Origin of the sequence: Priestia sp. J2 (assembly GCF_020790095.1) — a bacterium.
Lineage (GTDB): Bacteria > Bacillota > Bacilli > Bacillales > Bacillaceae_H > Priestia > Priestia zanthoxyli.
The window spans coordinates 1596162-1610900 of sequence record NZ_CP086208.1; the positions used below are offsets into that span (position 1 = coordinate 1596162).

At 34.6% G+C, this 14739-nt stretch carries 18 protein-coding genes and 1 pseudogene; 13 read left to right on the top strand and 6 right to left on the bottom strand.

Features of this window, described 5'->3' with window-relative positions; translation table 11 throughout:
• Positions 1-236 precede the first annotated feature (236 nt).
• A complete protein-coding gene (locus LJY09_RS08070) occupies positions 237-1148 on the top strand; it encodes a C40 family peptidase (protein WP_033578555.1) in 912 nt (303 codons plus the stop codon).
• Between the two features lie 126 nt (positions 1149-1274).
• On the opposite strand, the gene LJY09_RS08075 is transcribed toward LJY09_RS08070, so the two are convergent.
• A complete protein-coding gene (locus LJY09_RS08075; RefSeq protein WP_261763665.1) occupies positions 1275-1496 on the bottom strand; it encodes an FtsW/RodA/SpoVE family cell cycle protein in 222 nt (73 codons plus the stop codon).
• 160 nt (positions 1497-1656) lie between these two features.
• On the opposite strand from LJY09_RS08075, the gene LJY09_RS08080 reads away from it, so the two are divergent.
• Together LJY09_RS08080 and LJY09_RS08085 are read left to right on the top strand one after the other, a co-directional pair.
• Positions 1657-1809, top strand: a complete 153-nt coding sequence (locus LJY09_RS08080; protein ID WP_228307658.1) for a hypothetical protein — start codon at positions 1657-1659, stop codon at positions 1807-1809.
• 12 nt (positions 1810-1821) lie between these two features.
• Positions 1822-2253: a YdcF family protein gene (locus tag LJY09_RS08085; RefSeq protein WP_228307772.1), complete on the top strand. Its 432-nt coding sequence runs from the start codon at positions 1822-1824 to the stop codon at positions 2251-2253.
• Between the two features lie 110 nt (positions 2254-2363).
• Here the strand turns inward: LJY09_RS08085 and LJY09_RS08090 are convergent, their stop codons facing one another.
• Together LJY09_RS08090 and LJY09_RS08095 are read right to left on the bottom strand one after the other, a co-directional pair.
• Positions 2364-2978: a DUF998 domain-containing protein gene (locus tag LJY09_RS08090; protein ID WP_121944808.1), complete on the bottom strand. Its 615-nt coding sequence runs from the start codon at positions 2976-2978 to the stop codon at positions 2364-2366.
• 284 nt (positions 2979-3262) lie between these two features.
• On the bottom strand, positions 3263-3676 hold the full coding sequence (locus LJY09_RS08095) for a hypothetical protein (protein ID WP_034265100.1): 414 nt from the start codon (positions 3674-3676) through the stop codon (positions 3263-3265).
• Between the two features lie 98 nt (positions 3677-3774).
• On the opposite strand from LJY09_RS08095, the gene LJY09_RS08100 reads away from it, so the two are divergent.
• Entirely contained in the window at positions 3775-4278 is a 504-nt protein-coding gene (locus LJY09_RS08100; protein ID WP_099330807.1) for a DinB family protein, read from the top strand.
• Between the two features lie 97 nt (positions 4279-4375).
• Here LJY09_RS08100 and LJY09_RS08105 read toward each other — a convergent pair whose 3' ends face one another.
• Complete coding sequence (locus tag LJY09_RS08105; RefSeq protein WP_099330808.1) at positions 4376-4912, bottom strand: GNAT family N-acetyltransferase; 537 nt, start codon at positions 4910-4912, stop codon at positions 4376-4378.
• A gap of 264 nt (positions 4913-5176) precedes the next feature.
• On the opposite strand from LJY09_RS08105, the gene LJY09_RS08110 reads away from it, so the two are divergent.
• The 7 genes and pseudogenes from LJY09_RS08110 to LJY09_RS08140 all read left to right on the top strand — a co-directional run bounded on the left by LJY09_RS08110 (position 5177) and on the right by LJY09_RS08140 (position 11200).
• Positions 5177-5482, top strand: a complete 306-nt coding sequence (locus LJY09_RS08110) for a hypothetical protein (protein WP_099330809.1) — start codon at positions 5177-5179, stop codon at positions 5480-5482.
• Positions 5483-5694: 212 nt separating this feature from the next.
• Positions 5695-5933: pseudogene (locus LJY09_RS08115) on the top strand (DUF3923 family protein).
• 364 nt (positions 5934-6297) lie between these two features.
• Positions 6298-6651, top strand: a complete 354-nt coding sequence (locus tag LJY09_RS08120) for a hypothetical protein (RefSeq protein WP_028413878.1) — start codon at positions 6298-6300, stop codon at positions 6649-6651.
• A 447-nt stretch (positions 6652-7098) separates the two neighbouring features.
• On the top strand, positions 7099-8280 hold the full coding sequence (locus tag LJY09_RS08125; RefSeq protein ID WP_014460729.1) for an Alp7A family actin-like protein: 1182 nt from the start codon (positions 7099-7101) through the stop codon (positions 8278-8280).
• Between the two features lie 17 nt (positions 8281-8297).
• Positions 8298-8675 carry a hypothetical protein gene (locus tag LJY09_RS08130; RefSeq protein WP_098113384.1) on the top strand — a complete coding sequence of 126 codons (378 nt, stop codon included), beginning with the start codon at positions 8298-8300 and terminating at the stop codon, positions 8673-8675.
• Between the two features lie 746 nt (positions 8676-9421).
• Positions 9422-10345, top strand: a complete 924-nt coding sequence (locus LJY09_RS08135) for a LysR family transcriptional regulator (protein WP_176551744.1) — start codon at positions 9422-9424, stop codon at positions 10343-10345.
• Between the two features lie 165 nt (positions 10346-10510).
• Entirely contained in the window at positions 10511-11200 is a 690-nt protein-coding gene (locus tag LJY09_RS08140) for an alpha/beta fold hydrolase (RefSeq protein ID WP_154989153.1), read from the top strand.
• A gap of 87 nt (positions 11201-11287) precedes the next feature.
• Here the strand turns inward: LJY09_RS08140 and LJY09_RS08145 are convergent, their stop codons facing one another.
• Positions 11288-11875, bottom strand: coding sequence for a DUF4825 domain-containing protein (locus LJY09_RS08145; protein ID WP_154972769.1), 588 nt, complete (start codon positions 11873-11875; stop codon positions 11288-11290).
• 232 nt (positions 11876-12107) lie between these two features.
• The gene (locus LJY09_RS08150; RefSeq protein WP_154972770.1) at positions 12108-12947 is read right to left on the bottom strand and encodes an alpha/beta fold macrolide esterase; all 840 of its coding nucleotides are present in this window, start codon (positions 12945-12947) and stop codon (positions 12108-12110) included.
• A 279-nt stretch (positions 12948-13226) separates the two neighbouring features.
• Here LJY09_RS08150 and LJY09_RS08155 point away from each other — a divergent pair, with 279 nt between their 5' ends.
• Positions 13227-13703, top strand: a complete 477-nt coding sequence (locus tag LJY09_RS08155) for a hypothetical protein (protein ID WP_154972771.1) — start codon at positions 13227-13229, stop codon at positions 13701-13703.
• Positions 13704-13841: 138 nt separating this feature from the next.
• Positions 13842-14618 (top strand): SDR family oxidoreductase, encoded by a 777-nt coding sequence (locus LJY09_RS08160; RefSeq protein WP_154972772.1) that lies wholly within the window; start codon positions 13842-13844, stop codon positions 14616-14618.
• Positions 14619-14739 lie beyond the last annotated feature (121 nt).

Sequence of the window (14739 nt, forward strand, 5' to 3'; positions counted from 1 at the left end):
TGTATGAAAGATTTAGCGGTATATACGTAAAACAGTAAGGTCAAAGAATAGTAACTTTAACCATTATAAGTATATTTATACTTTATATGACAAAACAAATAATTACCTCCTAATAAATCAAGTGATTTTTATAATTGTCACAAAAAATTCATAAATGGGTTGTTTCTTTTCTATTTCTCCCTGCTAAAATTTTATAGTCAAGAACAAGAAAAATATAACATCGGGGGATATACTTAGTGAAAAAGATAATTTCTTCATTAGCTTTATGCTCATCATTGATTGTTTTACCAACAATAAGCCATGCAGCTTTAGGGGACAAGCTATTAAAAGAAGGTATGACAGATCCAGACGTAAAAGAATTACAGGATGTTTTAAGACAGAAGGGCATATTTTCAGCTACTTCGACTGGCTATTTTGGTTCAATTACAAAAGATTCAGTTCTAAGCTTTCAGCGTTCTCATAGTTTAACCGCTGATGGAATGGTGGGACCTAATACATATCAAGCGTTAATAGCTAATTCAACAAGTGCGGTTACAAGCAGTACACTTCTGAAATATGGAATGACTAGTAATGAAGTTGAAAAAGTACAGCAGCTGTTAAAGGAAAAAGGTTACTTTAACGCCACACCAACAGGCTATTTTGGCACAATTACTCAAACTGCCGTTATGAATTTCCAACGGGATCATGGCTTAGCTGTGGATGGAATAGTAGGTCCAGCTACTTTAAATGCCTTAAATAACGCATCTACTAGCGCCACTGGTTCTTCAACTGTTAATAGTTCAACGCAAGCGACAGCTAGTGATATTGTGGCTTATTCTAAAAAATTCATAGGGGTGCCATATGTTTGGGGCGGAACTTCTCCAAATGGTTTCGATTGCAGTGGTTTCATTTATTATGTATTTAAAAATGGAGGTGGAGTAACTGTACCGCGAACAGTAGCCACCTTGTATCAGTCAGGAAAAAGTACATCTACTCCGAATATTGGAGATATCGTATTCTTCGATACTACTGGAGGTCCTTCACACGCTGGAATTTATATTGGAAACGGGCAGTTTATTCATGCTGGAAGTTCAACTGGTGTAACTATTGCATCGTTAAGCAATTCTTACTGGGCACCTCGTTATTTAGGAAGTAAATCTATCCTCTAATAGATTACTAGTAAAAAACACAGCAATTCTAAGCAGCTGCTTGATTATTATTTATGTAAATAAAGTAAAAAGTCCTGATATATAGTCAGGACTTTTTATTATAGCCACCAGTTAGCCATTCAAACGTTAAACATTCCTTATATAAGCTTGTTCCATTGAGTGGCTTTGATAGGTTTGAGTGTATGTGGTAAACATCGAATCATTGGTAAGTATTCCTGCAGCAAGCATTAACAATGTCAGCGAAGAACCTCCAAAGCTTATAAAAGTTAGGGGGACACCGGTAATAGGAAGAAGGCCCGTGACAGCTCCAAGGTTTACAAATACTTGAACAGCTATCATAACGAAAATATTTAGAAAGAATGTTTGTTAAAGTTTTACCTTCTAACTTTTATATAAAAGCTGTGATTACTTGCAGCGCGCAAAATTTTTTTGAAGATTACCTTTTTATTTTTATGAATATTGAGCTTTATGATACGATATGAAGTGAACTTTTTAAATGAGGGTCTATATGCAAAAAATTAAAGGTAAAAGAGTAAAGATCAGTATATTCATGCTGGGATTAGGGATGATTTTTTTCCTGTTTGCCGGGAAAGAGCTTGTAGTGAACGAAAAGCCTGTAAAATCTGACGTGATTATTGTGTTAAGTGGTGATAATGATTGACTGGAGAAAGGAATTGAATTATATAAAAAAGGATATGCGTCTCATTTGATCCTTTCGAATGGTCAAGAGAATAATTTTTATCATCAAGCCAAAGACTCTGGAATACCTGAGGATTCAATTATATTAGAAAATCACGCTACAAGTACTACGGAAAATGCTAAATTTACAAAAAAGCTAATGATGAACTATCACTTTCAATCTGCTATCGTTGTTTCTTCAAACTATCATATGAAAAGGGTAGAAAAAAACTTTAATAAAGAATTTGAGGATACCCAAATACAATTAACCTATTGTTCTAGTGGAAGTCGTTATTATAATCCACAGATATGGTGGGAAACTGCTTTAAATAGAAAAGTTACTTACACAGAATACGTCAAACTTATTGGCAATTATTTTGGTTTTAGCGGAAAGAAATCTAAAGAATTATTAAGAGAATTTATTTAACAAAATAGCAAAAAGTCCATAGGGAATGCCTCTATGGACTTTTTGCTATTTGAAATTCCGGCTAGTTTAACATAGTCTTGTAAGCTCATATGAAACGGAATGATAATGGATTATTTGTTTAACATAAAGGAAAGCACGGTGCCCCATATAAAGATTACTAAATAGAATAACCTTTGCAGCAGACCGGTAGGCATAGGAACAAAAAATACAAGCATAATGAGTAGGAGAATGATTAGTAGGGAAATTAAGCAGCCATAAGTCCAATACTTGCCGCTGCTTAAAGATGATGCATACATCCAAAGACCAGCTAAAACAGTAACCATGCCAAGCTGAGCAAGTATTGAATGCCAAAATAAATTAATATCAGCCGGTATAAAGCCTGAAACAATATTACCTAAAGCTAATATAAGAATAAAAGCTGTTGCTAGTTGGCTTTTTCTCGTTTTCTTTAGGTTTTGTGAAATGTACAAAACACCAATTGAAAGTGTCAATCCGTTTATAATAAACAATACGTTCATCCAGAAATGGTGAGGAGAGCAAATTTCATGAGGTGCAATTGAATAGGTGTAGTTTCCACAAGAAGTTACACCAAGATCACTCATTGCGTGATGTAAAAAACTGTAGGGAGCAGTTGAAGTCAAAATAAAGAAAGGTTCAACTAAAAAATACAAGCAAGTAGCAAACCAGCTTAAAATGCCAACCTTTTTTGATATATACAGAATCATCACCTCTTAAAAAGCGTTATATACGAATTATATATCCAAATAATGTTAAAAAGAATGCCCTTGAAGCCTATTTTTATGTAGGGCTTGGGGTTGATGTGAGGAAGGAGGACAAAGTGTTTAACTTGGAGGTGTTTAGGAAAGGACCTCTTTACTAATGCTTTGTAGCGCTAGAGAGGTCCAAAAGCAGCTTGATTAGAAATGAATAACGCTGATTATACGGCCTAACTTACATGGAGTTTAATGTATCCAAAACGCGGTGGCATTCAAGATGTTTTCTCTAGAATTTAATAATCTGCTGTTTTTTGAATATCTACATCATATTCATGTGCAAATGTTTCTAATTCCTTAAAAACATTTGGTGGATTAAATAATGCTATTCTCATATTCCACCCGTTTTCTACTTTTACTACTGCTAATTTTGATTTCCAACTTAACCGTTTAAATACAATTCTTTTAATGTCCCTGGGTTTAACGGTTTTTGCATATACTTTAAACCATAATATATATATTCTATAGGTTAAAGTATCTCTGTCTATCTGAAATTCATATCGGAGAAAAAGGGAAAGAAACAAGCAAAGGATAGCCAAAAGGTTTAAAAAGGCAAGTTCTTTATGTTGAACTGCTTGAATGAGTAATAAAGTATTTAAAAGTAATAAAGGATAAACAACAGTTTTTTGAGCGGTAGCTTTAAATAACATAAAGTCTCCTTCCTTTAGTAAATAAGCCAACTTATTTTTCTTCTATGATATTATTTAGTTATTGATTTAGATTAGATTTATATTGGGAGGTCTTTTATATGTATAATACCATTTCAGATTTTATCAAAGAATGGAACAACGAAGCCATGCTGACTCAAAAAGTTTTAGATAGCTTGACAGATGATTCGTTGAAACAACAAGTGTATCCTGAAGGGCGTACGTTAGGGAGAATTGCTTGGCATTTTACAACAAATATTCCAGATTACCTAACTGAATTCGGATTAAGTATAGACAGAATTGAAAGTACAGCAAGCGTTCCATCTTCAGCACAGGAAATCGCTATAACCTTTAAAAATGTAAGTTCTCATGCTGCTAAAATTATCGAACAGCAATGGACAGATGAATCTTTAGAACATACGCAAGAAGCGTTTGGAAGAACCCAATCAAATGCCACAATCTTAATGGGACTAATCAAACATATTGTTCATCACCGAGGTCAAATTACCATTCTTATGCGTCAAGCAGGCCTAAAACCTGCTGGAGTTTATGGGCCTCCAAAAGAAGATTGGATTCATTTAGGTGTGGAAAATCCACCGCTTTAATAATATCAGGTAAATAAAAAAGAGGCTGCCCATAGAAAATACTATAAAATTATTTTCCAGGCAGCCTTTACGTAAAACCTAATTAATCATTTAGTGCTTACTCTGAAAAAGATTTTGAGTAATGTACAACACCTTGCACATTTTTTAGAGATCCTTCTGTTAACTCTATGGCCATAAAAAATTCTTCAGGCACGTCAAATGGAGCATATATATTCCATGAGCTAGCTGGTTTAAATCCAAACTTAGGATAGTAATCTTTGTGCCCTAAAACAATTACTGAATGATAACCAAGCTCTTTTGCGCGTTTTAACGCAGCGTGTATTAGTTGGCTCCCAGCTCCTTGTTTTTGATACTGAGGTGCAACTGAAACTGGAGCAAGTGCTAAAGAAACGGTAGCGTTATCACCATCTATAATTGTTATTTTAGATAGAAGAATATGGCCTATAATATCTACTGCATTCGGATTTAATGCGACTAGTGAAAGTTCAGGAATAAATTCATCTGACTTCCTAATTCGTTTCACAAGTAAATGTTCTTTCTTATCGCTGTATTCTTCATTTAAAAAGGCGCTTTTCACAACTTTTTCAGTTTCATTATATTCTTCAGTGAGTTCTTGTTTAATTAAGATATCCATTTAGAGTCTCCTATCAACTTGCTAAATTACCGCTTTTTATACTCCATAAATGGGGCTTCCTTTATGCACACATTCATTAAGGAAGCTTACTCACCCAGCTCTAAGCATAAGTTTAACAAACAAAAACCTCCCAAATTAGTATGTATATATTTTACAGTGTTGTATTTTGTGAGTCCACCTTTAATACATAATATTTGTTTATTGATTATGGTAAAATGTACTATATATGTTAAATTAAAGTATGTAAAGAAGGTGTAATGTCTGGTGTTGAAATTATTATTTATAAGTCTAGTAAGCTGTTTAATCATTTATATTGGGAAACGTGTATGGAAAAAAGGTAGTACTAATTTTATTGCTGGATATGGAAAGATATTTACACCTAAGGATGAAAAGCAGCTCGCTAAAGGAATTGGACTTATTATTATGTTGTTTGGCTTTGAAACTATAATATTTCCCATTCTTTCTTTATTTTTTGAAGGGCTTGGCTTTTATTATGGATTGCTGGTTGTATTAAACTTCTTCGCTATATTTGGACTTATGATAAAGGATCAGGTGCAAAGAGAAGCCTAAAGGGGGAGAAAACAATCAATAAAAATATTCGGCTTATGATTGGTTTAATCGGCACTATTATCCTGTGTTTTTATAGAATAAGAGATTTATTCATGCATGAAACAATACCGTTTTCTTCTTATCTCTTTGCGGTAGGTGGAGCTATTTCTACCATTGCTCTTACCTGGGAATTAATAAAGAAAGATGCAGCTTAAATTGAAAGGAGTGATGATGTGAAAAGACGATGGATTTCCTGGCGGATAGCTAATATAATTTGGATCATACTTTTCGTCGTAGGAACAGCTGTTGTCTGGACAAGAGAAGTGGATGGAGCGGGTGTTACCCAAACACTAGAGCTGAAATTGTTGGCATTTATTGTTTTATTGTTTTATTGATTGCATTTATTTTCCCTTTGATTATTCAAGTTATATGGCTAATTTTCAATTTTAAAGCTAACAAGCGTGTACTGTAGAAAATAGAAATGATGTTATGAAATAGAGGGAGTGATATGTATGTACAGCAAAAAGTGCTCTAAATGTAATTCAACTTTAACCAAAGCTCGTATTCAATCATCACCTGGAAGTTTAGGTATAAATAAAACGCCAAGCAGCGTATTAACTAATAATCATAATTATAGTGAGTTAATACCTTATGTTTGTTCCAGCTGCGGTTATGTAGATTTTTATGTTGAGGATCATGAGAAATTTGTTTAATAGACCTTTTAAGATTTTTTATTTTCGAATACATTGTGATAAGTCACTGAACTTGGTATATCCTCTAATGTCAATTTTAATTAAAGGGTAAGGAAAATAAATGATCTCTGGAGGCCACTTATTATGAAGAGAACACTTAGTTTTCTGTCAGTAGTTTATTTAATCGTTCTAACTGCATGTAATCAAGAAAGTTTAGGGACGAATACAGAGAGTTCTTCTGCTATCATTGTTGTAGTTGAAAACAAGGAATATAACGGAACAGAAGATAAATTAGATCAAACACAAGAAATAGGAGACCAAATAGGGACAATAGAAAAGGAAACCAAAGCAACTAAAATGCCCGCGGGTAATAATCAATCAAACTATTTTACAGTTGGTTCAGAAATCTATTCAGTAAAAGGAACAGAGAATTATATTATAGTTAAAGACAAAGATCATAAAAGTCAATTAATGAAAAAGGTAGTTCAAAAAAGGTGAGTATTATCTAATATTGTCAAACAAGATTTTAAGTCTCTTAACGAATATAAATATTATCTTGATACATTCCGCTTTTCCACCAGGAGTATTTGTCTTCCCCTTCAATCAACTGCTAGAAAGATCTAAACAAATGAAGTCTGCGTTTAGCTTAATAAAAAAACAAACTACTAATCGCTTGATCAATAGCTCGTTTTTTACTTCATCTAAAATACTTTTGTCTCAACCTCTTTTTTCACCAGAATCTCTACTTCCGACTTTCTTATTCCCGAAAAAGAACTTTCCTGACACTGTTTTTCTAATCCGGAAATAAGTTCAACTAGATAAAAAAATTGTTGATATGTGTAAGTTTTTGATGATAAATCAGTTGAACTGAAGGATTGAAAATCTACCTTTTCTTTTGTATAATAAGTTCAACAGAAGTTCAACTAAAAAAAGAGGTGTATAGAGATGAAAATTTCACGTTTTAATAAAGACTGTGGGAACTCAGTCGATATGAATATCATAGATGGATATCTATTTGATTTCCAAACCAACGTAGTAGAACTCCAAAAAGAAGCTGCTGATTCATTCTTCACAGATGCTGTTACAGCACCAGAGGAATTTAAAAAGCGTATCTTATTATCTACAACCATTGGAGAGGAAGAAAAAGAACGTTATTTCTTAGTGGGTGACATTGCCGCCAGCCAACAATTAGCAAACAATCATATCAATCGTTTACATAATAAAATTACAAGTCATATTCCATACGTAACATTTTTAGCTGCCGTTGCATACTACCACGCGTTACACACAAAAGATCAAAAGGACAACAACATCCAAATTGACTATTTCTCTACAATGTTACCAATTTGGTTACTAAAAAAAGAAAGTACGTTTGGTGAAGCGCAAAAGGCTATGGCAAATCGCTTTGTTGGTGATCACACTTTTTATATCCATACCCCAGGATTTGAAAAAGAATTAAAAGTATCTGTGGAAGAAAGTGTTTGTTTAAAGGAAGGTGAAATCGCACGTTTTGCGTTAAAGAAAGACCTAACGCTTCAAGACCGTGAAGATGCTAATGAATATGTGGAATGTGAAACCGTAATGATCGATATCGGTGGAGGATCCATTGATGTTGTAATCTTACCTGAAGGGTTGAAGGCTGCGAACAGTCGTGAATCGTTCCAAAGTATCGAGGGTATTCCCTACTTAGCACATATCGATAAGTTACGAAAAGAGAAATTCCCAGAGTTGTTTACCGATTTACGCGCTTTTGATCAATTTATTTTAGATAACTACAGCAAACAAAAGTTTGAACTAAAAAATGAAAACACAGGTGAATCCATTGATTTAACAGCTCAAATCAAATCTTCTCTAAGAGATTATGTAGAGATCTTACTAGCTAAGTTAAATGATGTCGCCCCACCACCAGCAAATAAAATCCGAAAATATGTATATAGTGGCGGTGTCGCTCCTACACTAGAAGTAGCGATTATGAATAGCATGCGTGAAAAAATTGGCGAAGAACGCACAGAGAAATATCATAAAGTGCCTGAGGATAGCCGTCACTTAAATTTATTCGGCTTAGAAATCCGAAGCATGGGGTACCTTCAAAAGAAACAAGCCGAGAAGAAAGCCGTTAAATCCTAACAGCGTAGGTGATAACCATGTCAGAGCGTCAAAACGCCTTTACGATTAAAACTAATCAGTTGAGTGATGAAGTCTATGATATACTTGCAAAATATGCAAAGTCTCGAAAATTAGGGGACTATATTTCATCTCTAATTGTTCGTGACCTTCATAGTTCATCTTCCAATCAAGTAGAAGCAGGACACAGAACAGAAGAACTTCTTGAACATATCAATTCCGAACTACGGGAATTAAAGAAATTAGCTCAGTCCAACGGGTTTGTGAGTAAACAAGAGGAGATAGAAGAGAAGCCTTCAGAAAGCCACCAAACCTTCAAAGAAGGTAAGGTTGCAGATCTAGAGCAATTATCTGGGTCATTAGATGATGATGATTTAGAGGAATACAACGATTTTTAATTAAAAAAGCTACTAGTATGTGGGACGAGACTGTCCCACATACCAGTAGCTTTTTTGTTTTCAATATGTCTATTCGTTTTTGATACATTATCATATGTACAAAAAACGTGTTAAACCTAAAAAAATGGGAGGAAACAGCTTATTTATGGATAATAATAATTAGCACGAGTACTTTTATTTATTCTAATTTTGCTTTGTCTCAAGAACATTAATAATTAAGTTTAGGTATTCTAAATACCATATCGAAGCTCAATCACACCATGAAGTGTTAGATAAAAGGTACGCTTATCGTCTCCCAAGATGACAAGGACATTGCGGAGTTTAGGTTGGATTCAAACGAATAAACATGACTATAAATTTATTAGATTAATAGCTTGCTAACTCTGAAGGTATTCAGAATTAGCGGGCTATTGTTTTTACATTGAAACGCTTGTACGTGAATTTAATTTATATAGCTTTTTTAAGCAACATATAATTGATTGGCTCTAATTATTTAGTCACGATAAGCGCTCGAATAATTTCATTCCAGTAGTATTTGAAATCTTTTTTACTCGTATCTTTTTGTGTTAAACTCATCGATTCCTTTGTATTTTCTTTTTTTATATTCATTATGATTTCCCCTTATCACTTTGTATTTAGTATGTTGTGGTTTGATTTACCATATTTTATAATGAAATTAACGATCGTTACAGATGAATATTCCGATTGAATCAATCGGAATATCCGATTACATAGAGGTGAGGGAAATGGAAATAAAACAACTGATTACATTTAAAACAGCTGCAGAAAATTTAAATTTTACATATACGGCTAAAATTTTGAATTTTGCTCAATCAAGCGTTACCGCACAAATAAAAGCTCTTGAAAATGAACTTGAAACGCCTTTATTTGAACGTCTTGGGAAACGCTTGGTTTTAACAGAGGCAGGTAGAGAATTTAAAAGATACGCAGATAAAATGATTCAATTGACTAAGGAAGCAAAAAACGCTGTAAGTGGAGTGGAGGAGCCTTCGGGTACGCTTATTATTGGATCTTCTGAAAGCCAGTGTACCTATAGATTGCCTCCCATATTAAAAGAGTTTAAGGATCAATTTCCTAAGGTTAAAATGATTTTTAAACCTATTTATTCTCAAGAACAAACAAGAGCGCAGCTACTAGACGGCACTCTTGATATCGCCTTTACAATGGAGCCTATTCAGCATCATGATGCAAATCTACATACACAATGTCTTGTTGCAGAAGACTTAAAAATTGTTGCTTCTCCTCAGCATCCTTTAGCTGATAAAACGGATATCTACTTAGAAGAGCTTGAAAATGAGACTCTCTTGTATACCGAATCAGGTTGTTCATATCGCGTAGTGTTGGAAAACTTGTTTCGTGAGGCGGGTATTTGTACATCCACTAAATTTGAATTTGCAAGTGTGGAAGCTATTAAGCAATGTGTGATGTTGGATTTAGGTATTGCGATATTGCCTGAAGTAGTGGTAAAAGGAGAGCTTGAGAAAGGAATATTAAAAGAATTGGCTTGTACTAAAGTGGATACGACCCTTTATACACAAATGTTTTGGCATAAAGATAAATTTATGTCTCTTCCTTTACAATCGTTTATTCAATTGGCTTGCAGTACTTTTGGTTTAAATTATATAGGTACCGAAAGTGAAAAACTCTAGGTACATTATGCCGACTAAAGAATTACACAGGATACATAAAATAATCTGATATCTTTCCCAATAAGATAAGAGGTGAAGGAAATCTTCATTCCTTCACTAATATATAGATGAACATTAATAAACTAGATTTTAATTGGTGAAATCTGAGTTAGGAGTTGATCTAATTTGAAAATGCGAGTAAATCAAATTAAACTAAATGGTTTAACATTTCAATATCGAGAGGCGGGCGAAGCTTCAGCACCTGTCATTGTTGCACTTCACGCTTTAGGAATGAGTGCAGAATCGTGGGACGAAGTAGCGGCTGCATTAGGAAAGGAATATCGGTTTTTAGCTTTAGATCAAAGAGGACACGGTGGAAGCGAGAGAGCCGGCACGTATACGTTTGAACTTATGTGTGATGACTTGCTTCAGTTTGTAAATGCGCTGAAATTAGAGCGCTTTACGTTAATGGGTCACTCTATGGGTGGCACCGTCTCCTACCTTTTTTCCGAGACATTTCCATCAAGGGTAAAACGGTTAATTGTTGAAGATACACCTCCACCTTTTACAGGAGAGAAGTTCGAAATTCCTTCTAAACCTCCTGGCTCTCTACCATTTGACTGGGAGGTTGTACCTTCAATTCTTCAACAGTTGAACAACCCGAAGCCTAAATGGTGGGGAAGTCTTACAGAGATAATTGCACCTACTCTCATCATAGGAGGAGGATCTAGCCATATCCCTCAAGATAAGTTGCAGGAAGTTTCTAAACGTATTCCAGATTGCAAGTTAGTGACGATAGAAGGAGCTGGACATGAGGTGCATACAGAGAATTTATCAGCGTTCTTAACTGCTGTGAAAGATTTCCTTGATTCGTGACTTTCTGGAGCTTTTATTTAATTTAAAAGATTATTTAAGTGAATAGACACCAAATAACGAGCCTTACTTAAGGCTCGTTATTTGGTCTTATTCTTTTACGATAGGAACTTTCTTAAAGAATTGTTCTCGAATAGCTGCCGATTTAACTGTTTTATTTATCTTTTCTTTATTATCATCTATAAATTGCTGTGCTTTTTCTTTATCAAATAATTTATGACTATCCGGTAACATTTTAATGTTGTCCGAAATAAACTGTTCCATTTCTTCTCTAGATACTGAGAATTTTTGATTGTCTACTTTAAAACTGTAACCTTGAGCATTAGGCACTAATATTGCTAAATAAATAGCATTATAAAGAAAGTTTTTCTCCAATGTATTCTTACCGTCAAACCAATATTTTAACGTTTCATCTTCTGAAAGAGAGCCCCCTCTAGTACCATACGTTATTTTTAGCGTTTTATTATGTAAATCAATTTCTTTAAATGTTTCTCCTCCAGGCAAGTCCCTTACGATAGCTACCACGTTAGAATTATTTCCAACATAAGTTCCGCTACGCTCTTTAAGCTTTTTTACATCAACAGTATTAATGCTTGTAACTTCTTCTTTTTGAGAACAGCCGGTTATGCCTACTAGGAGTAATAAGATTAAACAAAAAAATACCTTAAAATATTTCATAAAAAGCCTCCATTTTCTTACTTTAATACCCTTATGTGGATATTTCATGAATTATTAGTGTATCGTAAATAAGCTGTCTTGAAAAGATGTAGGTCCTTTTGTACAAAATACCCTTTGCTATAGAAAACGTTTTTGTCAACTGCTAGTAGAAGAAAGGAATTTTGAAATATGAAAAGACCCCAAAGCTTTCTTGAAAAAGCGCTTTGAAGTCTTCATTTCTCTTTTTTTACTTTTAAGAGCTAATCCCTACAATTGCTTCGATAATTTGGTCCCAGTCCTCACTATGAACTTCATGTCCTGTACCTTCAAGAGCTATTAATTTAGCATGAGAAATAGCTTTTGCAAGCGCAAGTCCATGTTCATAAGGCAGTGCCGGATCTTTTGTTCCATGAATAATCAGCGTAGGTGTGCTAATTTCACTCAATCTGTCATAATATTGGCCTCCTCCTTGAAGTAAAGCATGATTAAATCTACTCGGCAACTGTTTGGCGCGGGCAGCTTCTCTTTTTGCTAGCTTATACATTCTTTCCTTTTCATAAGGTTTTGTTCCACTTAACGTTTTCCATCCACCTGCAAGGTAGTGAACGGTTGCCTCTTGATTTGACCAGTCTATGGAAGTACTTTTTGTATGATAATCAAGTATACGCTGGTCCATTGGAGGCAATTTTTCCGCCTCAGTTCCAAAAATGCTTGATGCAATTAAAGTAAGGGAATCTATGCGTTCGGGATATCTAAGAGCAAGAATCTGACCTATCATCCCGCCCAACGACATTCCAACAATATGAGCTTTTTCTATAGAATAAGCATCTAAAACGCCAATTGCATCATCAGCCATATCCGTTATTGTATAGTTATAAGTACTCGGCGGATAAGTGGTAGAGCGGCCTAAATCACGATGGTCGTAACGAATAACAAATCTCTCCCTTTCAGCGAGGCGAAGACAGAAGTCTTCATCCCACCAATCTAACGAGGACATTGCTCCCATTATTAAAAGTACAGCAGAATTTTTGGGGTTTCCAAAGCTTTCTGTGCAAATCTCTACTTTATCTATTTTTAGTATTTGTTCATTCATTTGTGTACCTCCTTTTAAGTGTTAGAAAAATGAAAAGCAGCCCTTTATTCACTTCTCTAAAATGAGAATATTTCCTTTTTGAATTTTATTTAGGGAATCGATTATTTTGCCTATCTCTTTACCAAAAAGTGAAATATAACCAAAACCAAGGGAAGAGGACGAGCATAAACTGTTAGAGACCGAGAGTTTACTATCTGTAATAAGTTCTATATTGACTAGAATAGAGCAGGAAAGTTGAATGCACGTATGGAAGACTAATCATGTGAGGTGAAAACGAGAATGAATGATTACTATGGAGAGCTTTGCACAAGGTTATACGAAGTTGATAAATCCGTTGCAGAGAGAAAAGAGCTGGAGTTTTATCTTTCCTTTGTAAAAGACCAAAATATGAAAGTATTAGAACCGATGTGTGGGAAAATACTTTTAACGATTATAAAGAAAAAAAGTGAAATTGAAGAACTAGTAGATTGGACTGGAACAAATAGAGTATCTTTTAATAAAGAAATCATCGTCGTTTACAAAAAAAGCTTCTACGATAGAAAAGCGAGCTCTTTGAATACTAAGATAAAATATGAGCTACTTCAAGGAAATCAGAAAAAAAAGGTGGAGATAATGGATTTCCCTCTTCGACTTTATGTCTCAGAAGAATTTGAACGTATCCTTAGCTCTAATGGATTTAACAATCTTACTGTTCATGAAGTAAAAGATGGCTACGGAGAAGGCATCTCATTCTCTGTCTATGAGTGCAGAATATAGATATTGTAATACCATTTAAACTTTGATTACCTTTTTCATTCATTACAACTTGATAGATTAATATACATATACAGGATTGCTGAAATCGTGTGCTGTTGGTAAGCATATAAATTCAGCGTTCCAATGAGGAGATGCTTTATGAAGCGATTAATAAATAAAATTGCGATTGTGACTGGTGCTAGTCGGGCAAAAGGTATTGGTACTGAAATATGCAGGGAGTTAGCTAAAGAAGGCGCAGATATTTTTTTCACTCATTGGTCAAATTATGATCGTTTAATGGATTATTGTAATGAGGATGATTTTAATTGGTCGAAGCACCTGATTGAGGAGATACGCAGTCTGGGAGTACGATGTGAATCGATGGAATTGGATTTATCACAGCCCGATGCATCAAGAAAACTGCTTGATACAGTTCAAACCAAACTGGGTTCTCCATCAATCCTTGTAAATAATGCAACACATTCTGTAGACGTAGATTTTCGTTCGATAGATGCTGATGTTCTCGACGCTCATTATAACGTGAATGTTAGAGGAACATGTCTTTTAACTGTTGAGTTTGCACGTCTAATCGAAGGCAAGCATGGCGGTCGAATTATTAATATGGTATCAGGTCAAGATAAGTCACCTGAGCCTGGCAATTTGGCTTATGTTGCCACCAAAGGTGCCGTTTCTACATTTACTAAATCAGTTGCTATTGAATTAGCACCTCTTAAAATTACTGTTAATGCTGTAGATCCTGGACCAACTAACACTGGCTGGATGAGGAGTGAGTTAAAGGAAGATTTACTGCCTAAGTTCCCAATGGGTCGACTCGGTGAGCCTCGAGATGCCGCCAAATTAATTATCTTTTTAGCAAGTGAAGAAGCGGAATGGATTACCGGACAAATTATCCACTCAGACGGTGGCTTTTGGTGATTTAACATAGTAGCGGTCTTTCAATCTTTTAGCGGATTTTTATATGGAACAAGTAGCTGAAAGGATCTTCAAATGAAGATTCTTTTTTTATAATGTAAAGTAACATTAATGGGCTATGAAG